The 20,795-nt window shown below is 60.3% G+C and carries 21 protein-coding genes; 12 read left to right on the top strand and 9 right to left on the bottom strand.

From position 1 onward, the window contains the following. Positions 1-35: 35 nt before the first annotated feature. The 6 genes from paaD to AAFH49_RS02525 form a co-directional block, all read right to left on the bottom strand. On the bottom strand, positions 36-545 hold the full coding sequence (gene paaD, locus AAFH49_RS02550; RefSeq protein WP_342295772.1) for a 1,2-phenylacetyl-CoA epoxidase subunit PaaD: 510 nt from the start codon (positions 543-545) through the stop codon (positions 36-38). After that, complete coding sequence (gene paaC, locus AAFH49_RS02545) at positions 539-1,342, bottom strand: 1,2-phenylacetyl-CoA epoxidase subunit PaaC (protein ID WP_342295770.1); 804 nt, start codon at positions 1,340-1,342, stop codon at positions 539-541. Before paaC ends, paaD begins: the two co-directional genes overlap by 7 nt. Before the next feature lie 11 nt (positions 1,343-1,353). Then, the gene (paaB, locus tag AAFH49_RS02540) at positions 1,354-1,641 is read right to left on the bottom strand and encodes a 1,2-phenylacetyl-CoA epoxidase subunit PaaB (RefSeq protein WP_342295768.1); all 288 of its coding nucleotides are present in this window, start codon (positions 1,639-1,641) and stop codon (positions 1,354-1,356) included. 147 nt (positions 1,642-1,788) lie between these two features. Then, a complete protein-coding gene (paaA, locus tag AAFH49_RS02535; RefSeq protein ID WP_342295767.1) occupies positions 1,789-2,739 on the bottom strand; it encodes a 1,2-phenylacetyl-CoA epoxidase subunit PaaA in 951 nt (316 codons plus the stop codon). A 60-nt stretch (positions 2,740-2,799) separates the two neighbouring features. Next, on the bottom strand, positions 2,800-3,879 hold the full coding sequence (gene paaE, locus AAFH49_RS02530) for a 1,2-phenylacetyl-CoA epoxidase subunit PaaE (protein WP_342295766.1): 1,080 nt from the start codon (positions 3,877-3,879) through the stop codon (positions 2,800-2,802). 2 nt (positions 3,880-3,881) lie between these two features. Then, on the bottom strand, positions 3,882-4,460 hold the full coding sequence (locus AAFH49_RS02525; protein ID WP_342295764.1) for a TetR/AcrR family transcriptional regulator: 579 nt from the start codon (positions 4,458-4,460) through the stop codon (positions 3,882-3,884). Positions 4,461-5,174: 714 nt separating this feature from the next. Between AAFH49_RS02525 and AAFH49_RS02520 the strand changes: the two genes are divergently transcribed. From AAFH49_RS02520 to AAFH49_RS02510, 3 genes are all read left to right on the top strand, one after another. Beyond that, positions 5,175-5,717, top strand: coding sequence for a TetR/AcrR family transcriptional regulator (locus AAFH49_RS02520; protein WP_342295763.1), 543 nt, complete (start codon positions 5,175-5,177; stop codon positions 5,715-5,717). Between the two features lie 188 nt (positions 5,718-5,905). Further along, positions 5,906-7,693, top strand: coding sequence for a chloride channel protein (locus AAFH49_RS02515; RefSeq protein WP_342295761.1), 1,788 nt, complete (start codon positions 5,906-5,908; stop codon positions 7,691-7,693). A gap of 2 nt (positions 7,694-7,695) precedes the next feature. Then, entirely contained in the window at positions 7,696-8,934 is a 1,239-nt protein-coding gene (locus tag AAFH49_RS02510) for a BaiN/RdsA family NAD(P)/FAD-dependent oxidoreductase (protein WP_342295840.1), read from the top strand. 34 nt (positions 8,935-8,968) lie between these two features. On the opposite strand, the gene AAFH49_RS02505 is transcribed toward AAFH49_RS02510, so the two are convergent. Then, the gene (locus AAFH49_RS02505) at positions 8,969-9,229 is read right to left on the bottom strand and encodes a hypothetical protein (RefSeq protein ID WP_342295759.1); all 261 of its coding nucleotides are present in this window, start codon (positions 9,227-9,229) and stop codon (positions 8,969-8,971) included. A gap of 205 nt (positions 9,230-9,434) precedes the next feature. Between AAFH49_RS02505 and AAFH49_RS02500 the strand changes: the two genes are divergently transcribed. Continuing rightward, positions 9,435-10,883 carry a diadenylate cyclase gene (locus AAFH49_RS02500; protein WP_342295757.1) on the top strand — a complete coding sequence of 483 codons (1,449 nt, stop codon included), beginning with the start codon at positions 9,435-9,437 and terminating at the stop codon, positions 10,881-10,883. A 193-nt stretch (positions 10,884-11,076) separates the two neighbouring features. Here the strand turns inward: AAFH49_RS02500 and AAFH49_RS02495 are convergent, their stop codons facing one another. Next, on the bottom strand, positions 11,077-12,069 hold the full coding sequence (locus tag AAFH49_RS02495) for an aldo/keto reductase (protein WP_342295756.1): 993 nt from the start codon (positions 12,067-12,069) through the stop codon (positions 11,077-11,079). A 444-nt stretch (positions 12,070-12,513) separates the two neighbouring features. Between AAFH49_RS02495 and AAFH49_RS02490 the strand changes: the two genes are divergently transcribed. From AAFH49_RS02490 to AAFH49_RS02455, 8 genes are all read left to right on the top strand, one after another. After that, a complete protein-coding gene (locus AAFH49_RS02490; RefSeq protein WP_342295755.1) occupies positions 12,514-12,972 on the top strand; it encodes a hypothetical protein in 459 nt (152 codons plus the stop codon). Between the two features lie 8 nt (positions 12,973-12,980). Continuing rightward, positions 12,981-13,676: an SCO family protein gene (locus AAFH49_RS02485; protein ID WP_342295754.1), complete on the top strand. Its 696-nt coding sequence runs from the start codon at positions 12,981-12,983 to the stop codon at positions 13,674-13,676. Positions 13,677-13,841: 165 nt separating this feature from the next. Next, positions 13,842-14,237 carry a c-type cytochrome gene (locus AAFH49_RS02480; protein ID WP_342295752.1) on the top strand — a complete coding sequence of 132 codons (396 nt, stop codon included), beginning with the start codon at positions 13,842-13,844 and terminating at the stop codon, positions 14,235-14,237. A gap of 231 nt (positions 14,238-14,468) precedes the next feature. After that, a complete protein-coding gene (locus AAFH49_RS02475; protein ID WP_342295750.1) occupies positions 14,469-15,398 on the top strand; it encodes an enhanced serine sensitivity protein SseB C-terminal domain-containing protein in 930 nt (309 codons plus the stop codon). A 202-nt stretch (positions 15,399-15,600) separates the two neighbouring features. Continuing rightward, positions 15,601-16,956 carry a M28 family peptidase gene (locus AAFH49_RS02470; protein ID WP_342295749.1) on the top strand — a complete coding sequence of 452 codons (1,356 nt, stop codon included), beginning with the start codon at positions 15,601-15,603 and terminating at the stop codon, positions 16,954-16,956. A gap of 28 nt (positions 16,957-16,984) precedes the next feature. Then, entirely contained in the window at positions 16,985-17,455 is a 471-nt protein-coding gene (locus tag AAFH49_RS02465) for a hypothetical protein (RefSeq protein ID WP_342295747.1), read from the top strand. A gap of 94 nt (positions 17,456-17,549) precedes the next feature. Beyond that, on the top strand, positions 17,550-18,311 hold the full coding sequence (locus AAFH49_RS02460; protein ID WP_342295746.1) for a slipin family protein: 762 nt from the start codon (positions 17,550-17,552) through the stop codon (positions 18,309-18,311). Positions 18,312-18,387: 76 nt separating this feature from the next. Further along, positions 18,388-19,734: a T9SS type A sorting domain-containing protein gene (locus AAFH49_RS02455; RefSeq protein WP_342295744.1), complete on the top strand. Its 1,347-nt coding sequence runs from the start codon at positions 18,388-18,390 to the stop codon at positions 19,732-19,734. Positions 19,735-19,825: 91 nt separating this feature from the next. On the opposite strand, the gene AAFH49_RS02450 is transcribed toward AAFH49_RS02455, so the two are convergent. Beyond that, entirely contained in the window at positions 19,826-20,689 is an 864-nt protein-coding gene (locus AAFH49_RS02450) for a DUF2911 domain-containing protein (RefSeq protein WP_342295742.1), read from the bottom strand. Between the last annotated feature and the right edge of the window lie 106 nt (positions 20,690-20,795).

Genomic DNA, 20,795 nt, shown 5'->3' with positions numbered 1-20,795 from the left:
CGAAGGGTCGCGTCTCTACATTTTCGAATATCAAATCAGCTGTGGCATTTGAAGTAGTCGAACGGCTCGCGGCAGTCATCGCACTGGTACAGCGCCTTGCACGCCGTGGAGCCAAACTGGCTGACCAGATGCGTGTGCTCCGACTTGCACAGCGGGCAGCGCACCGCCGTTTCTTTCCCGAACAGGTTGAGAACATGGCCGCTGGCCGTGCCATCAATTGGTGGAGCAATGCCGTAGGCTTCCAGCTTCTCGCGGCCGGCTTTCGTCATCCAATCAGTAGTCCAGGCCGGGCTTAGTTGATTGTTGATTGTCAGCTTGGTATAGCCCTCCGCCAGCAGCCGCAGCCGGATGTCGGTGGCGATGGTATTCATGGCCGGGCAGCCCGAGTAGGTGGGCGTAATGGTCACGGTAATCTGCTCGCCCTCCACGCGCACGGCCCTCACGATGCCCAGGTCCAGGATGCTGAGCACCGGGACTTCGGGGTCGGTCACTTCTTCCAGCAGCTGCCAGATGTGGGCTTCGGTGGGGGGCGCGGGCACTACCATGTCAGGCCGGGAAAGGTGCGCTGCATGTATTGCAGCTCGGTCAGGATGTAGCCCAGGTGCTCGGTGTGACGGCCGTCCTTGCCGCCCGTCAGCATGAACACCTGCTGCGGCAGAGCCAGCGTAGCTTCGGTCAGCACACGCTCGGCATGGGCTACCATGTTGGCCTGAATATCAGCATAATCCGGAATAAGACCCGCCGTTTGCAGCGAATTTTCCAGTGTCGTTGGCGTAGTCAGTTCGCCCGAAAAACGCCACAGCTCCGCAATGGATTTCTCCACGCGGCGGCGGCTTTCCTCCGTGCCGTCGCCCAGCCGGATTATCCATTCCGAGCTCCACTTCAAATGGTAAGTGGCTTCCTTCAAAGACTTTTCGGCAATGGCCGCCAGCCGCTCGTCGGCATTGGTCAGCAGTTGCTTCAGAAAATGATAGTGGAAATTATCGAACAGAAACTGCCGCACCACAGTATCGGCAAAGTCGCCGTTGGGCTGCTCTACCAGCAGCGGGTTGCGGTATTCAGTGGCGCTGCGCAGGTAGGCCAGGTCGTCTTCGGTGCGCCCCTGCCCTTCCAGTTCGGCAGCGTACTGGTAAAGGCTGCGGGTTTCACCCAGCAAGTCCAGCGCGATGTTGGCCATGGCCAAATCCTGCTCCAGAATAGGCCCATGCCCGCACCACTCGCTCAGCCGGTGGCCCAGAACCAGACTGGTATCGGCCAACTGCAGCACAAACTGAAACAACTGCTGCCGCACCGCTGGCGTGTACGTGGCCAGGGCCGGGTTTTCCGAAGAAGCAAATTGCATATCACCCTGCATTACATGTGTTTAATTGAATTCGGCACCTGATAAAAGGTCGGATGACGGTACACTTTGTCGTTGGCCGGGTCGAAAAAAGCCTCCGCATCATCGGGGTTGGAAGCGTGGACGTGCTTCGACTCCACCACCCAGATGCTGATGCCTTCCTGCCGGCGCGTATACACGTCGCGGGCATTTTGGATAGCCATTTGGGCGTCGGCCGCGTGCAGGCTACCTACGTGCTTGTGGTCAAGCCCCTGCTTGCTGCGGATAAAAACCTCCCACAGAGGCCATTCGGATTGGTTCATGTTACCTGTATTTGTATCAGAACGTCATGCAGTGCGCAGCGAAGCATCTTGCCCGCAGTCACTAATCCTTCCGATTGGATTGCACTGCGCGGTAAAGATGCTTCGCTGTGCTCTGCATGACGGTCTAAATAATTGTTGCTTGAAATACTACGCCGCTACCGCCTCACGCTCAGCGCGCTTGGCCGCATGCGCCATCGCCGCCTCCCGTACCCAGGCACCTTCCTCATGCGCCTTCACGCGCGCGCCGAGACGGTCACGGTTGCACAAGCCATTGCCCTTCACCACGGCCCAGAACTCGTCCCAGTTCACCTCGCCGAAGTCGTAGGCCTGGCGGGCTTCGTTCCATTTCACCTTTTCATCCGGCACGGTCAGGCCAAGGAATTCGGCCTGGGGCACCATCATGTCCACGAATTTCTGGCGCAGTTCATCGTTGGTGAAGCGCTTAATGCGCCAGTTCATGCTCTGCGCCGTGTTGGGCGAGTCCTCGTCTTTGGGGCCGAACATCATCAGCGTGGGCCACCACCAGCGGTTCAGGGCTTCCTGAGCCATGGCTTTTTGCTCGGGCGCTCCTTCACACAGCGTCTGCATTATCTCAAATCCCTGGCGCTGGTGGAAGCTCTCTTCCTTGCACACGCGCACCATGGCGCGGGCATACGGGCCATACGAGGTGCGGCACAGCGGCACCTGGTTCAGGATGGCCGCGCCATCCACCAGCCAGCCCACGCAGCCCATGTCGGCCCAGCTCAGCGTTGGGTAGTTGAAGATGCTGGAATACTTGGCCTTACCCGAATGTAGGTCGGCCAGCATCTGGTCGCGGGTAGTGCCCAGCGTTTCGGCGGCGCTGTAGAGGTAGAGGCCGTGGCCCGCCTCATCCTGCACCTTGGAAAGCAGAATGGACTTGCGCTTGAGCGAAGGAGCCCGCGTAATCCAGTTGCCCTCCGGCAGCATTCCAACCAGCTCCGAATGAGCATGTTGCGAAATCTGCCGAATCAGCGTTTTGCGGTAGGCATCGGGCATCCAGTCCTTGGGCTCGATACGCACATCGGCATCAATGCGGGCCTGAAACTGCTCTTCCTGGGTCATTTCTAACGTTTCCATGCGCTTTCAACAAAGCTTAACTAACAATCGTTAGTTAAAAGTAAGAAATATTATCGGCTGCTATTGGTCAAAATCCACGGCCACCGTTTCGGTTATGGGGCGGGCTTGGCAAGTCAGCACATAGCCTTTCGCCACTTCGGTATCCGACAGCGAGTAGTTTACGTCCATTTCTACCTGCCCGGCCGTCACGCGGGCCCGGCAGGTGCTGCACATGCCGTTTTTGCAGGAATACGGCGCATCCACGCCCGTTTCCAGCAGCGCATCCAGGATGGTATTGCCGTAATATGACATCTCCAGCACGCGGGTGTTGCCGTCGAGCTGGACCGTCACGCGGCTGTGTTTGTCGTCCTCGCCCACGGGCGTCAGCTTGGCTTTGGCCGCGCCGCCCACCCCGGCATTGGCCGAGCCAAACATCTCAAAATGAATCTTCTCCGGCGACACCCCGGCATCGGTTAGCGCGGCACGCACACCATTTATCATGTCCTCCGGCCCGCAGATGAAGCACTCATCGACCTGACTGGCCGGCACAATCTTCGCCAGAAACTCGGCGGCCTTCGCCCGGTCGATGCGCCCGAACAGCAGGTCCGATTCTCCCCGCTCGCGGCTCAGCACATGGTACACACTCAGCCGGTTGAGAAAGCGGTTTTTCAGGCCTTCGATGCCTTCCTTGAAGATGATGGAATTGCGCCCCCGGTTGCCATATATTAGCGTAACCTGGCTGCCCGGCTCGGTCAGCAGCACGGTTTTGATGATGCTGAATACCGGCGTAATACCGCTGCCGGCCGCGAAAAACAGGTAATGCTTCGCATGCTCCGGGTGCAGCGGCGTGTGGAAGTGCCCAGCGGGCGGCATCACGTCCAACTCCTCGCCCACGCGCAAAGCATCCACGGCCAGCGACGAAAACCGCCCTTCCGGCACCTTCTTAATAGCTACCTGCCACTCGCCTTCCAGCGGGCTGCTACAAATGGAATACGACCGCCGCAGTTCCTCACCGTTGTGCTCGCGCCGAAACGTCAGGTACTGGCCCTGCGTGAACGCAAACGTCTCGCGCAGCTCCGCCGGCACGTCCAGCGATACCACGACGCTGTCGGGGGTTTCCCGTTGAATGCGCTTGATTTTGACTTTATGGAAACGACTCATTACTAGTTTTTTGCCAAACCATTCAGCAGAATGGCCATGATATCCTCCTCCAGCTCCTGCGCCGTGACGCCCCGGCCCGGCCGGTACCACAGCTCCACCCACCGCACCGCCGACAGAATGGTGAACAGCGCCACCGAGGCATTCACAGGCCGAAACTCGCCGGCCGCGATGCCGTTTTCAATCAGCGCCGCAAAACCCTTCTCATACTGCTTACGGGCGGCCTTGAACTGCTCCAGCTTGCTATCCGTCAGGTATTTCCAGTCATTATTGGCCACCGATACGGCCGCGCCGTCTTCCAGCATCAGGTTGATGTGCCAGCGCAGCAGCTCCTTCAGCTTATCGCCGTTCGAGCCAGGCATCTGCTCCACCTCAGCCAGTTGCGCGATGTAGGTATTGGAAACGTGAAAGCAGAGGTGCTCCAGAATCTCATCCTTCGACTTGATATGGTTGTACATGCTGGCGGCTTCCATGCCCACCTCGCCCGCTAGGTCGCGCATCGACGTACCGCCGAAACCTTTCAGCTTGAACAGCTTAGCTGCTTCATCCAGAATAATCTGGCGTTTGTTCAGTTTCTTATTCATGCGTTGAGCCGGCAGGTGCCACTGATGCCCACGAACATGACAGCTCCGCTGCGATGCAGCATGAAGTGCTCAATATCAGAATTGAGAAGCATGAGACGTATCAAGGAGAAGGTGGGAATTGGGTAACTCAAAGGTACAGCAGCCTATCAAACTAACAAATGTTCGTTGTTGATTAGAACCCATTCTGCCCGCTTCTGAATGCGTTGCGGACCACAGCTGTGTCGAAATCGTATCCACATTTCAGAATTCTGGTCAATGCTTACCGCCTCAATCCGGCTATCCGCTCATTTCCACCCATTTTATCAATCTAATTATCAACCTAGTGAGTAAACACTTACAGATAGTGAGCTAACACTCATTTTACAATAAAAAATCTTCTCTACCTTTGTCTCGCTGTCGAACAACATCTCACCCGTTTGCCAGGCAGCCAAATTCCCACGTTCTGTTTAACCAGATGAACTCCCACCCCGTCTGGCAACATTTGCTGAAAATGACGTTGCCTTCGCGCTAGAAGGTTCCAACAACGAGTTTATCAGCCTATTACAGCCGGCTAAGTCGAACTATTTCGATTTAGCCGGCTGTACCTTTTGGGGGTAATCCGAGCCGTGGGCGTTTCAAGCCGCCTAACCGGTGTTACTTTACCTAAAACACGTATTTTCCCTGGTTCGAAGCAGTTTTGGTTCGGGCTTTCAACTTCTTCATCCGGTCTGGCCAATGACCAGTCATTCTAAAATCGAACAAACGGCCCTGCAGCTCTTCGGTGAGCGCGGGTACGACAATACCTCCACCCTGCTCATTGCGAAGACGGCTGGGGTTTCCGAAGCCTTGTTATTCAAGTATTTCCTGAGCAAAGAGAAGCTTTTTGAATACCTGATTAAGCAGGGCTTTCAGCGCATTGTGGAAGCCAACCGCGGAATTCTGGCGGAGAAAGACCCGCGGGCGCTGATTGAGAAAACCATCGACCTGCCCTACAAGCTGGTGCACGACGAGCCTGACTTCTGGAAAGTGCAGGACAAGGAATTCAGCAAGCCACTGGTGCAGAAATACTTTCAGCGCTTCATGAGCCCTATTGATAGTCTGCTCAAGCAGGCGTTTGAGCAGCTCGGCACCGATGACCCGGAGATGATGACGTTGCGACTGCTATTACTTATCCAAAGCCTGTGGCGCAACCTGCTATATGAACACGACGAAAGCCTGCTGCGCGTGGGCGAGCACCTCAAGAAAACCTATGTGCAAGGACTGCCGCTACCCGGATAATGGGTGGCTGCTAAAAAAACGCGCCTTGTGTCCTCCATCCATCAATTAATTGATTGACAGAGCATCTGGCATCGGCTACTTCTCATTGAACGGGTACTTACCGGGGCCGGCGCGTGACGGCTTCAGGTTGTTTACATCTACGGGCCCCAATTTTGCGTTGGTAAAAGTGCCGTCCACTTTTTTTGCCCATGCCCCATCACGCCGTCCACCGCTTGTTGCGCCCGCTGTTGGTTTGGCGGGCACGCCACATCAGCGAACGGATGTATATGCTCATTCTGAGCGTGTTGGTGGGGGCAGCGGCGGGCTTGGCGGCGGTATTGCTCAAGAATTCGGTGCATTGGGGGCAGGAAATGCTGCGCATGGGCATTTCGGAGCCCAACCGGGTGTTTGCGCTTTCGGTGTACCCGGTTATCGGCATTACGCTCACGGTGCTGTTTACCAAGTGGTTTCTGGGCGGGCAGCTGGGGCGTGGCATTGCCCCGATTATCTATAACACAGCCCGCGAGGGCAGCGTGGTGCCGCGCTCGAAACTGTATTCGCAGCTCATCACGGCTTTTTTCACGGTCACGTTTGGCGGCTCGGCTGGTACTGAGGCCCCGATTTCGGTGACCGGCGCGGCCATTGGCTCCAATGCCGGGCGGGTGCTGCACCTGGACCGGCGGCGGCGGCGCCTGCTCACGGGTTGCGGGGCGGCGGCGGGCGTGGCGGCCATCTTCAACTCGCCCATCGCGGGGGTGCTATTTGCCGTCGAAACCATTCTGCTGGAGCTGCCGGCGCAGTATTTCATCCCGCTGCTGATTTCTTCGGCCACTGCCACGGTGATATCGAAAGCGCTTTACGCGGGCCAGCCGTTCGTGCTCATCACCACCAGCTGGCCGGTTGATGCGGTGCCATTTTACGTGCTGCTGGGGCTTTTTACGGCCTTCTTCTCGGTTTACATGATTCGGACCTACCATTGGTTCGACCACTTTTTTGAGCGCTGGCCGGGGCTGGACTGGCGCAAGGTGCTCATCGCGGGCGCGGCGCTGGGTGGGCTCATCTTCCTGTTTCCGACGCTGTATGGTGAGGGCTACAACACGGTGGAGTTGCTGCTGCGCGGCCACGCCGACCACATCACGGACGGCAGTATATTCTCTGTTTATCAAGATAATAATCCCTGGCTGCTGCTGGTGCTGGTACTGTTCAGCATGATGCTGAAGGTGGTGGCCACAAGCATTACGGTGGGCGGCGGCGGCAATGGCGGCATGTTCGGCTCGTCGCTGTTTGCGGGGGCGATGGCGGGATTTTTCTTCGCCCGGCTTATCAATCTGAGCGGGCTGGTGCACATTCCGGAGGTGCATTTTGTGGTGCTGGGCATGGCGGGCACACTGGCGGGCGTGATTCACGCTCCGCTTACGGCCATTTTCCTCATTGCTGAGATTACGGGCGGCTACGCACTTTTTGTGCCGTTGATGGTGGTTACGAGCAGCTCTTATCTGATTACCAAGTACTTTGAACCCTACTCGGTGTACACCCGCAAGCTTACGCTGAAAGGCGTGGACGTGTATGCCAACCGCGACCGCGGCCTGCTGGCCCAATTGGACCCGCGCAAGCTGCTCGAAACCGATTTCATTCCCGTGCGGCCCAAAACCACGCTGGGCGAATTGGTGGAAATTTTCCGTCACTCCTCGCGCAATCTGTTTCCAGTGGTAGCGGCGGGGGGGCGGCTGCTGGGCGTGGTCAGCCTCGATTCAGTGCGCGATGCGCTTTTTGATGATGCTCACTACGGCACCACGAGCGTGCGTGAGCTGATGAAGCCAGCCCCGGCCGTGGTAGGTCCCAATGATAATCTGGAGCACACCTTAAGCTTGCTGGACCGTCACAATGCCTGGGCGCTGCCAGTGTGTGAGGAGGATGGTCGCTACCTGGGCTTCATCCTGAAATCGGCCATTCTGGCGCGTTATCGCAAGCAGCTTATTCAGGAGAGCGAGGCGTGAGTATGAAAAGTGTAGCCATTGTGGGAGGTGGACCAGCGGGCCTAATGGCGGCCCAGCGGCTGGCTGAGCGCGGCTGGCAAGTGCAGCTTTTTGAAGCTCAGGCCACTGTGGGGCGCAAGTTTCTGGTGGCCGGGCACGGCGGCTTCAATTTGAGCAACGCGGAGGATGCTACGCTCTTTGCCGGCCGCTACGGCGCGGAACGCGCCCGCTTCGGGGCTTTACTGGAACACTTCTCGGCTGCTGACCTGCGGGCCTGGGCGGCCGATTTGGGCATCGAAACCTTTGTGGGAACAAGCGGCCGCATCTTCCCGGTAGCGGAGCACAAGCCGGCCGATTTACTACGCGCCTGGCTGGGGCGGCTGCGCGAGTTGGGAGTAGAAATCAACACCCGCCACCGCTGGCTGGGCTTTGCGGGTAACATGGGCCTGCACCTGCGTGACGAAAACGCCGGCACTGGCATGGGCCGCACGTTCATCATCGAGCCCACCGCCACGGTGCTGGCGCTGGGCGGCGCGAGCTGGGCCAAAACCGGCTCCGATGGCGCGTGGGTGCCGCTGCTCCAGGAAATCGGGGTGCCGGTAGTGCCCTTTGCCCCGGCCAACTGCGGCGCGGAAGTCGCATGGTCAGCCTTCTTCCAGGAGAAAGTGGGCCGGACACCGCTCAAAAACATTGCCCTGCGCGTGAACGAAGGGCCTGCTGTGCGCGGTGAGCTCATGCTCACGGACTACGGCGTGGAAGGAACACCGGTATACGCCCTCACCCCGCAGGTGCGGGCGGCGCTGGTAGCAGGCGGCCCAGCCGTGCTGCACCTAAACCTTAAACCCGACTTGCCCCCTGCCACGCTCCTGCAGAAACTTCGGCAGCCGCGCGGCAAAGCCTCTTTCCCCGAGTTTCTGAAAAAAGCCCTCCACTTGGGGCCACCCATTCCCACGCTGCTGCGAGAGGTAGCGCCCGAGGCAGCAACCTTAGAACCGGAAGCCTTGGCGGCGCTACTCACGGCCTTGCCATTACCCGTCACGGGCCTGCGGCCACTGGATGAAGCTATTTCCACGGCGGGCGGCATTGCTTTCTCCGCGGTGGATGATAAGCTGATGTTGCGGCAACGGCCGGGGACCTTCGTGGCCGGCGAGATGCTGGACTGGGAAGCGCCGACTGGTGGCTACCTGTTGCAAGGCTGCTTCAGCACCGGAGCGTGGGTGGCGCGGGCCATCAGCGAAGACTGGCGTTTGGGAAACCGTTAACCGTTAAGGCTTACCGATTCGCGCGAATTTCTTCTTATAGCTTCGTTTTCGTCCTAGCTTTTTCCTCCGCTTCGCGCAGGATTTCGCGGGCTTCGCCGAGCAGGCGGCGGCCGGGGCTCAGCTCGTCGCGGGCAATGAGGGCGAAGAGCAGGAAGAACGACACCAGCGGCAGCAACCAGCCCAGCGCAAACCACAGCCAGAACGACCGGCCCCGACTGTGAGCGCAGTACCCGGTCAGAATCGGGATAAAAGAAATGGCCACCGCCATCACAAAAAGCATGTCGACGAAGAGCATAAGCTTGCGAGGGATGGGGAGGTGAGGGAGAGGCGGCTACGGCCGGCGGCGTGGTACCGAAGATACGACTTGTGCAGCCTTTAAGAGAAATGCTGGAAGCACTTAGGCAGGAAATTTGTTTCGGCGCACCACTATCCATCTTTTTTTTGCGTAGTTCGGGGCGAAGCCGGGTCCGCGACGGGTCCCGACCGTTCTGTATTTGCCCATGTGGGAACACCAAAGCCTGTTTCGCGTTTCTGCCCAACTCTTTGCTGAGGGGGTTTTTAATCTCCTCGACCGCAGCCTGCGGCCCGAGGTTTTCTTATTAGGATTTGCTTCCGCGAAGGAAGGCGACGAGCCCGATGCCGTGGTGCTGGAACCTACTTCCGTGCGCTATTCGCCCGCCGATTTCCGGGACGTAAAAGTCAAGGCCACCGCCCTCGAAGCCGACAAAGGACCTCAGGGCTCCGTGTACCACCTGCACCCCAACGACCACGACCGGTTCGAGAAGCAGCACTGGTACGAGCTCATGTGCCAGGCCACCGAAACCACCCTGCAAGGCCTCACCGCCAGCCGCCACGAAAGCCGCCGCTCGTTCTGCTCCACCCCGGTGAGTTTGCAGGGCTACCTCGTGACGGTGGTGCTCCAGCTCTCGGCCGAGTGCTACGATAATTATTACGCCCTGCCCAAGCCCGGCTCGGGCCGCCCCGCCAACCTGCCCCACGCGGCCGTGCTGGAGTTCATGCACGACTGCACCCGCGCCCTGCGCGAAGCCGACACCGCCGACAACGACCAGCCCGTCCTCGACCGCGACTACAACGAAGTCCTCCGCTCGGCCGGCCGCCGGCTGATGCTGCGCGTGGCCCCCGCCGGCACCCACGGCCTCTACGACGCCTGCAACGGCGTAGCCGCCCTGCGCCACGAGGGTGACGAAGGCATCGGCACGATGCTGGTGAGCCGCCGCCAGCACCCGGCCGTGGTGCCCGTGCTCACCCTGGAAACGCCCGTTCCCATGCGCGACCACCGCTCCATCCGCAAGCTGCTGGAGCTGAGTGAAGGCCACACCGCCCTGATTTCGGACGCCTCGCACGTCTTCGGCCTGGGCCAGCTCGTGCCCGAGTCCGACTCGCAGTTTGAGCCGCTGGTCACGGTCCATTTCACCAACCACTACAGCTGGGAGGTGAGCCACGCCGGCCACGTTCTCATGCGCGTGGTGAGCAACACGCCCCGCCTGCCCCAGGGCCAGGTCGCGGCCGATAACTTCGCCCGCATCGTCCGCATCGTGTTTCCGGCGCTGGACCGCGACAGCATCGGCTACCTCTGGGACCTCGCCCAACAGGCTACCACCCAGCCCAACGGCACCATCCTGGTCATCACCACCGGGGCCGCCAACGAGGCCAAGCGACTCACCCGCCAAAGCTTCCGCGTAGTCCCGCGCATCATGACGCCCTCCGTGCTGCGCCTAGTCACCAACATCGACGGGGCCGTGCTCATCGAACCCAACGCCATGTGCCACGCCATCGGCGTCATCCTTGACGGTCTGGCCACCGAAAAAGGCGACTCCTCCCGTGGCTCCCGCTACAACGGTGCCCTGCGCTACGTGAATAGCAGCAAGTACCCCGTGTTGGCCGTAGTAGTGAGCGAGGATGGCTGGATTGACTTGCTGCCGAGCTAGCGTCTGTCATTGCGAGGCGGAGCCGAAGCAATCCGTCCTGTCAAAACCAGACCCTTTCTTTTACCACAAAACCCCGATACTTCGCAGTACCGGGGCTTTTTGTGTTTAAAAAAACTTTATCACATCTCAGGGTTGGTCGCATTCAGAGGACGGATTGCCGCGTTCCGCTGCGCTCCACTCGCAATGATAGTCGTTACCCGTTCACCGAGCCCATCATCGCCGCCGGGTACCGCAGCCCCGCCGCCGCCTTGCCCTTCGGTGCAATCTCATCCAGCTGCGCCAGCTCGTCCTTCGTCAATTCCACTTCCAGCGCCCCCAGATTCTCCTCCAGATATTTCACGCGCTTGGTGCCCGGAATGGGCACCACGTCCTCGCCCTGCGCCAGCACCCAGGCCAAGGCCAACTGACTGGCGGTGCAACGCTTCTGCTTCGCCAAGTCATTGATGCGGGTCACCAAATCCAGATTTTTCTGAAAGTTCTCGCCTTGGAAGCGGGGCGTGTGGCGGCGGTAGTCGTCCTCGGCCAGGTCCTCGAAGCGCTTAATCTGGCCCGTGAGGAAGCCCCGGCCCAGCGGCGAATACGGCACGAAGCCCACTCCCAGCTCGCGCACGGTGGGTAAAATCTCGTCCTCCGGCTCGCGGCTCCAGAGCGAATACTCGGTTTGCAGCGCAGCGATGGGGTGTACCGCCACGGCCCGGCGCACGGTGGCCGGCGCGGCCTCGCTCAGGCCCAGAAAGCGCACTTTGCCCTCCTCCACCAGCCGGCTCATGGCCCCCACGGTTTCCTCGATGGGCGTGCTGGGGTCCACGCGGTGCTGGTAATATAGGTCGATATAATCGGTGCCGAGGCGCTTGAGGCTGGCTTCGCAGGCCGATTTCACGTACTCGGGCCGGCCGTTGATGCCGCGCCGGGTGGGGTCGTTGGGGTCGCGCTGAATGCCGAATTTGGTGGCCAGAATCACGCTGTCGCGCTTGCCTTTGAAGGCGCGGCCCACCAGCTCCTCGTTTTTGTAGGGGCCATACATATCGGCCGTATCGAAGAACGTCACGCCCAGCTCCAGGGCGCGGTGCAGGGTGCGGGTACTTTCGGCATCGTCCTGGCCGCCGTAGAAATCGGACATGCCCATGCAGCCCAGGCCCAGGGTCGATACAGTGAGGCCGGAGCGGCCCAGTTGACGGGTTTTCATATGGTGGTGGTTTGGTGGATGAGTGGAATGGTGGATGAAAATTTGTCATCCTGAGCGTAGCGAAGGACCTTATCGCCGCTGAGCTGTTTGCAGTAATTCGACCAGCGCAATCATGATAAGGTCCTTCGCTACGCTCAGGATGACAAACCGGTTGACTCCGGTTTTTGATTTCGCACTTTTTTCCTCGGTCCCGCCACGACTCTCCTCGGTCCCGCCACAGCCTTCCTCCCTGCCGCCACGACTCTCCTCGCTCCCGCCTCACCGTCCCTCGGTCCCACCCCGATGTTCCTCGGTCCCGCCCCACCCATCCTCGGTCCCGCCACGGCTTCCCTCCCTGCCGCCCCAACCTTCCTCGGTACCGCCACGGGCTTTCCCGGTCCCGCCACAGTCTTCCTCCCTCCCGCCTCACCGTTCCCTCACGGCCGCCGGCCGTACCTTTGCCTCGTGAAAAGCCCCTTTAAAAATGCGCTCCGCGCCGCCGTAGTGGCCTCGGTGCCGGTATTGGCCGCCTGCTCCTCTCCCAACAAGCCCATCGCCGAAAACGGCGCGGCCTCGCCCGTCAGCGCCGCCGAAATGGCCCTCATGAATCAGCACGACTCCCTGATGGCCCAAACCAGCCAGCTCTACGAGCTCAAGGCCAAGCTCTCCGGTTACCATTCCGAGGCCCCCGCGCCCTACATCCACGGCCTGCTGGCCGCCGATAAGGCCATGATGAGCTGGATGCACCAGTACAAAGCCCCCGATACCACGGCCACGGCCGCCACCCGCCTCGCCTATTTCCAGCAGCAGAAGCTGATTCTCGACGCCGTGCAGCGCCAGTACAAGGCCACTATCGACTCGGCCACCCGCTTCCACAATGAGCACCCCGCCGCCGGCGAAGTGCTGCCCCCCGCTTCCAAATAACCCCGCCCATGTTCAATCGCCTGCTGTTGCTGCCCGCGCTGGCCGCCACCCTGCTCACCACCGCCTGCACCGAGCCGCCCAAGGAAGCCGCCAAACTGCCCATCATGGGCGAGCGTGACGTGCAGCCCCGCGCCGACGGCGGCCCCGCCGATACCGTCTTCGCCACCGTGCCCCGGTTCCGCCTCGTCGACCAGGCCGGCCAGACGCTCACTAACCAAACCTTCGCCGGCCGGGCCTACATCGCCGATTTCTTCTTCGCCACCTGCCCCGGCATCTGCCCCAAAATGCAGGCCGAGCTGTTGAAAGTGTACGCCAAATACGGCCAGGACCCGCGCCTGACCATCCTCTCGCACACCATCGACCCGGCCCACGACACCATCCCCGTCCTCAAAGACTACGCCCAGCGCCTCGGCATCACCGATGCCAACCGCTGGCACTTCGCCACCACCGGTGCCCACGGCGAGCCCACCGCCAAAGACACCGTTTTCCAGCTGGCCAAAGCCTACTTCACCGCCGCTATGCCCGACCAGCAGGCCCCCGGCGGCTTCGCCCACAACGGCACCTTCGCCCTCGTGGACGACCAGGGCCACATTCGCGGCCTCTACGACAGCCTCAACCCCAAGGAAGTGGCTAGGTTAATGGCCGAAATCCCGGTGCTATTGGCCGAAATCGACAGCCGCAAAAAGGGCGTGGCCGGGAAGTAGTAGACGATGTAGGGGCGGGGTCGTACCCGGTAGGGCCTGCCCCCGCCCGCCGTTGAACGGCACCGTTGTAATGATGCGAACGTCCGGGCGGGGGCAGGCCCTACCGGGTACGACCCCGCCCCTACATCGCTAACCGTGCTCTAACCTGAGTTCCCTGCTATTTCAATGCCCTTCCGCCCCTGCTTTCTGCTCGCAGCCCTCCTCCTGCTCCTCCCCGGCTGCTTCAGCAACAACCGCCACCAAGGCGAAAAGCTCTACGCCCAGCACTGCGCCAGCTGCCACGGCGACCAGGGCCAGGGCCTCGCCCGCCTCATCCCGCCCCTGGCCGAATCCGATTACTTAGTAGACCACCGCGCCGAGCTGGCCTGCCTGCTTCGCAACGGCCAGAATGAGGTCATTGTAGTCAACGGCGTCGGCTACCACAACATCATGCCCAGCAACAAGGGCCTGAGCCCCGCCCAGCTCACCAACCTGCTCAACTACATCGAGAGCCACTGGGGCAATGAAGGCGCTCCCCGCACCATTAATGACGTGCAGGCCCAGATTGATAAGTGCCATTGAGGGGGCAAAATGCTTGATAAAAGCACGTCATGCTGAGCGTATTCGAAGCATCTCTACCGCGCAACTAATTCCAATCGAAAGGAATAGCATTGCGGTAGAGATGCTTCGAATACGCTCAGCATGACGTGCTTTTTTCCGCGTTGTCATCGTCCTTAATCCCCATTCCACCCTCCCAAAACCCATTTTTCGCCGTAGATTGCACCTCAATCCACCAGCAAAACTGAATTCCCCATGGGCCTGCTCGACTTCCTCAAAAACAAACCCGCCGACGAAAAGCCGGCCGCTCCTGCCACCCCCGCCACCCCTTCGGCCCCGGCCGAAAAGCCCGCCGGCGGCCCCCGTTACCAGGGCGCCAAATTCACGGCCCCGGTAGAGCCCGAGCCCGCCGTGCCCACCTTCCAGATGCCCGAGCCGGAGCCCTTCCCCTTCGAGCCCCAGAACGTGCTGGAGCAGCTCCTGCTGCTGGCCGCCACCGATGAAAACGCCCGCCCCGCCTTCTACCAGGCCCTGCTGCAGGAAGAAATCCTGATGATTCTGGCCCCCATGGAAGGCATCGGCACCGGCGAAGTTGTCCTCGCCGAAGGCCAGGAAATCCAGCTCCAGATTCTCAACGACGGCAAGCTGCCCATCTTCTCCTCGCCCCCCCGCCTCACCGACGGCGGCGTGGACAACGGCGCCGTGAGTTACGTGCGCATCCCCGGCCACGCCTTCTTCAACATGGTGCAGGGCCAGGACTGCGTGCTGAACCCCTTCTCGCCCGCCGGCAAGCTCCTGCCCAAAGACGAATTAGCCGCCCTGCTCAATGGCCAGCTCACCGGCCCGCTCTCGCCCGCCGGCGGCGATGCCCAGGTGATGCTCAGCCAGCCCGCCGAAGCCCCCACCGCCGTCACCGACGCCATTGCTGCCTGGGCCGCCACCCAGCCCCACATCGAAGCCGCCTACGTGGCCCAGATGCAGCTGGCCAACAACCCTGACGTGCCCCGCCTGCTCCTCGCCTTCATCAGCTCCAACCCCGACCCCAGCTTCATGCAGGAGCTCGGCCCCGTGCTCGAAGGCAAAACCAACGTGTACCAGTTCGTCGATTTGATGCTGCTGGATGTGACTTCGGAAGAGGGTGTGAACCCGTATTTCAAAACGATTGAGCCGTTTTATAAAAAGTAAGTAGAACATCAAACTCCCCTCCTTACCAAGGAGGGGATGTTTTCGCGCCAGCGAAAACGGGGGTGGTTGTGGCGTGTGCGCCGGTCGGAACGTATTCCCTCCAGACGTGCAAACGCCCACAACCACCCCCGTTTGGCTTTCAGCCAAACATCCCCTCCCTGGTAAGGAGGGGAGTTGCGTTCACTCCCGTAAGTTTACCTCCATGAAACTCGCCGCCCTCCTCCTGCTCGCGCCCTTCGCCGCCCTCGCCCAAAAGCCCGCCCCGCTCCTGCCGCCCGCCGACCCTACCATTCAAAAACTGGTCGATGAAATCTCAGCCAAAAACCTCGAAGCCGATATCCGCAAGCTGGTTTCCTTCGGCACGCGCCACACGCTGAGCGACACCCAGAGCCCCACGCGCGGCATCGGCGCGGCCCGCAACTGGGTCAAAAGCGAGTTCGAGAAATACAGCAAAGCCGGCGGCGGAAGAATGACCGTCGAGATGGACACCTTCACCGTGAAGCCCGACGGCCGCCGCATCAACAAGCCCGTGCTCATGGCCAACGTGCTGGCCACCCTGCCCGGCACCGACCCCACCGATACCCGCGTCATCCTCGTCAGCGGCCACATCGACTCCCGCGTTTCGGACGTGATGAACGCCACCGCTGACGCACCCGGGGCCAACGACGACGGCTCCGGCACCGTGCTGGTGATGGAGCTGGCCCGCGTGCTGGCCGGCCAGACGTTTCCCTGCACCCTCAAATTTGTGGCCGTGCAGGGCGAAGAGCAGGGACTCTACGGCTCCGGCCACCTCGCCGAGCGCGCCAAAAAGGAAGGCTGGAATCTGATTGCGATGCTGAACAATGACATCGTGGGCAACTCCCACGGTTTCGACCCCGAAATCAGCGACGACAAACACTTGCGCGTGTTCAGCGAAGGCGTGCCGGCCAATGAAACGCCCGAGCAGGCCAAAATCCGCCGCCAGCTCAGCTCCGAAAACGACGCACCCAGCCGCCAGCTGGCCCGCTACGCTGCCCGCATGGCCCAGCTCTACGGCCACGGCCACCAGGTCGCCATTGAGTACCGGCCCGACCGCTTCCTGCGCGGCGGCGACCACACACCCTTCAACCAGCAGGGCTTCGCCGCCGTCCGCTTCACCGAGATGAACGAGGATTTCACCCACCAGCACCAGGACCTGCGCACCGAAAAGGGCCGCGCCTACGGCGACGTAACCGAAGGCGTGGACTTCGCCTACCTGCGCCGCAACGCCGGCGTGAACCTCGCCACCATGGCCGGCCTGGCCCTGGCCCCCGCCGCCCCCGCCAAGGTCGAAGTCCTCACCGCCAACCTCACCAACCGCACCGAGCTGCGCTGGCAGGCCCCCGCCACCGGCCCCAAACCCAGCAGTTACGTGGTGCTGGTGCGCGAAACCAGCGCCCCCCAGTGGCAGCAGCGCTTCCCCGTTTCCGATACCAAAGCCGACCTGCCCATCAGCAAGGATAATTTCATTTTTGGCGTGGTGAGTATTGATGCCGCCGGACACGAAAGTGTGGCGGTGTTGCCGGTAGTGGGGCGGTAAGTTTCAAGCTTAATCCAGCAAAAAGCTCATGCCTGTAAAAAAGGAATATGACGTTGAATCTTCAAGACTTGCAAAGGCAATTGATTTGGCAATTGATGCATTTAAAACCTTCCCACCCACAGCCTTTTCAAAAGAGAATATCGAGCACTTCGCAAATACTTATACTGAGTGGAAAATTTCCATTTTAAATCCAGCACCTGCATACAGAAATATTCGGTCTCTTGATTACAGAGCAGCAGACGTCTTTACTTTCTTTCAGGAATCAACTGGTGAAGCGGTTGAATACTTCTGGGGGAAAGTTCACGCAGAAGAGTTGGGCTATTTGCGTGAGGACAAACTGCGCAAAATTCTAAATCGTGGGAAAATTAAAGGGCTGATTGAGTATGACTACGCGGTTGATTTAATTAATGCTACCGAACAAGAAGGCCGTATTTCAACAGCGGAATCCGCAAAATTGAATGGTATGATTGGGACATTCGCCAACCGAAAACGCAAGTAGCTATTCTCCCTATTCGTTTACCATATTCTCCGGTTGTAATGCTCGCATCCCAACAGCGATACATCTCCCAAAACCTCACTAACCCCTTTTGGTCATGTCGCTGTCCGTTATTCTCCTCATCATTGTGGCGCTCCTCCTCTCCGGTATTCGCATTGCGCAGGAATACGAGCGGGCAATTGTATTTCGATTGGGCCGGTTTGTGGGCGGGCGCGGGCCGGGATTGTACTGGATAATCCCGTTTATCGAGCGCCAGCAGACCATTGATATCCGCACCAAAACCGTGGATTTGGAGCAGCAGGAAACCATCACCAAGGATAGCGTGACCATTAAGGTGAACGCCGTGCTGTGGTTTCGGGTGGTGAATCCGGCCGATGCCATTATTAAGGTGGCCAATTTTAACCAGGCGGTTTATCAATTGTCGGTTACGGCGCTGCGCAATATCATCGGCCAGCACCAACTGGATGAGGTGTTGCGGGAGCGTGCCGCCATCAACGCTTCGCTGATGCAGATTGTGGACGCGGCCACCGAAAACTGGGGCGTAAAGATTGAGCTGGTCGAAATCAAGGACGTGGAAATCCCGGAATCCATGCAGCGGGCCATGGCGCGTGAGGCGGAAGCTATTCGGGAGAAGCGCGCCCGCATCATCAAAGCTGAGGCAGAGCTGGAAGCCTCGATAAAACTCACGCAGGGCGCATTGGAAATGGAGAAAAGCCCCATCGCGCTGGAGCTGCGCCGGATGCAGATGCTGTCGGAAATCGGTATTGATAATAATACCACGACGGTGGTGCTTATTCCGTCTGAATTTACCAACGCGGCCAAAAGCTTCACGCAAATGGTCAGCCAACAGGAAAAATAATTGCGCCGCCGGGCAACCAACGGCCTAATTTGGCAATCTACCGAGACGAAATCACCCTTTTTTCTTCCTTTTATTTATGAACAAACATTTCCTTTCCTGCCTCGGCTTTTGCTTGCTGGGTTTTACGGCCCAGGCTCAGTGGGTTGGCCAATCCGTCGGCTTTGCGCCCAATATAGCGCCCTTCTACATTGATGCGGTGGATGCAAACACGGCCTGGACCGTGGGCACGGGCACTTCGAGTACCTACTCGATACCTCAGGTGGCCCGCACCGTGAACGCCGGCCAGAACTGGACGGTCACCAACCTGCCCATCCAAACCGGTGCGGATGAGGACTTCACGGCCCTCTCGGCCATTAGTGCTTCCACGGCCTGGATTACTACGTTTCTGAACAACAATACGGGCGGCCGCATCCTCCGCACCACCGACGGCGGCCAGACGTGGACCATTCAGAACAGCGCCACCGTGTATGCCAGCGCCAGCAGCTACCCGGACCTGATTCACTTTTTCTCGGCCACCGATGGCCTGACCGTGGGCGACCCGCTGCCCGGGACCAACCAGATGGAGATGTATACCACGGCCGACGGTGGCCTCACCTGGGCCCCGGTGGCCGCCCCGCCCGCTGCCCCGCTGGGGGAATATCCGGTGAATACTGCGCCCGCAGCGGTGGGCAACCACATCTGGTTCGTCACCACGGAGGGACGCGTATTTCACTCGCCGGACAAGGGCCTGACCTGGACCGTAGCCACCGCCGCCCCCAGTCTGGGTGGTCCGGCTACCCTCTCCTTCCGCGATGCCCAGAATGGGCTACTCTGCACGCTGGATGCCCTGGGGGGCCTCAACCACGGCCTATACCGCACCACCGACGGCGGTGCTACCTGGACTGCCGTTACCTACTCCGGCCCCTTGCACGGCGCGGGCCTGAGCATGGTGCCCGGCACCAGCCAGTACGTTTCGACCGGCATCGACTTTGGCAACGGCGACCAGGGCTCCTCCTACTCGCGCGACAACGGCCAGACCTGGGTGGCGCTCGAAAACACCTTCAACCACATCGGGGCCGAGTTTGTGAGCCCCACCGTGGGCTGGTCGGCGGGCATCCAGATTAAGTCTACGGGCATCACGGGAGTTGTGAACCGCTACAGCGGCACGGCCCTGGCCACCCGCACCGATGCCGGCCTGCAAGCCAGCCTCACGGTATCGCCCAACCCGGCCCTGGGCGGACGCTTCACCCTGCAAGCCGCCCGCACCACGGCCAACCCCGCCACCGTGCGCGTGCTGGACGTGGCCGGCCGCCTCGTGCAAACGCAAGCCTGGACCAGCGCCACGCCCCTCGCCCTCGACCTGAGCCGCGAGCCCGCCGGCATCTACGTGCTGGAGGTGCAGGCCGCCAGCGGCACTGCCCGCCAGAAAGTGGTGGTGCAGTAATTCTTGTTTGGCTCTTACAAAAAAACGCCCCGCAAATAATGCGGGGCGTTTTTTTGTGCCGCAATAAATAGGGCAACGGGTTGCAGAAGAGCTATTTCTTCGCGCCGGCCGCCGTCAGCACTTCCTGATTCAGGCGCGTGTATTCGGCTTTCGATACTTCGTTTTTATCATCCTTCACGAACTCCATTGACTTGTTGGCGGCGGCGATGGCCTCTTGATTTTTGCCCTGTTTTTGGAGCAGCTTGGCTTTCCAGTAGTAGGCGTAGTAGCTGTTGGGGTTGGCTTTGATGGATTCATCGAGCCAGCCGATGGCGGTAGTGAGGTCTTTGCCGGTATTGTAATAATACTGCGCGGCCGAGACGTAGGGCTTCTTTTCGCCCTTCATGGCCTGCTCAATCTGGCCCATCACTACGCGGTCAGGGTCGGCCACGATTGGCAGCGCCACCTGGGTGCGGTCCCAAGTCATAACGAGGTCGGCGGAGGCGGGCTTGAGGTTTTCCACGGTCAGGCTCATGGTTTCGACGGGGGCGGCCAGCTTGGTGGGTTTGGCTTTCACGCGCAGCACGTCGAGCGCCTGCTTGTACTCGTAGGAGCCCCACTGGGCGGTGTCGCGGTTCAGGATGAAGGTCCACTCCTTCGCATCGGGGATGGTGAGCAGGGCGTAGGCCCCGGCCGGCACCACCTGGCCGTTGATTTTCACCTCCTCGCCAAAGCGCACTTTGGTGATGGTGTTGGCCCCCGTGCGCCACACCGTGCCATACGGAGTCACCCCGCCGAAGGCCGTGCGGCCCCGCAGCGAGGGCCGCGAGTACGTCAGGTCGATGTAGGATGTGGAGAAGTTCTGGTGGATGTGGGTGGTCGGGCTCAGCGGTGGGATGCTGAACTTGGTTTGGGCCTGCGCCACGGTGGTGGTGAGCAGCAGGCTGGCGGCGAGCAGGTGTAAGGCGTGTTTCATAGGCGCAAAGATGCTGATTCAGCGTCAGGGTTGCGGGCACGCGTGCGGCAGTAGCCAAACAAGCGCGCCACCAGGCCGTTACACCAAAGTGGGAGCGCCGCCACAC

Source organism: Hymenobacter segetis (assembly GCF_038448715.1).
Classification (GTDB): domain Bacteria; phylum Bacteroidota; class Bacteroidia; order Cytophagales; family Hymenobacteraceae; genus Hymenobacter; species Hymenobacter segetis.
The sequence above is the reverse complement of the archived record's forward strand: the minus strand, read 5'-3'. Positions and strand labels throughout refer to the sequence as shown.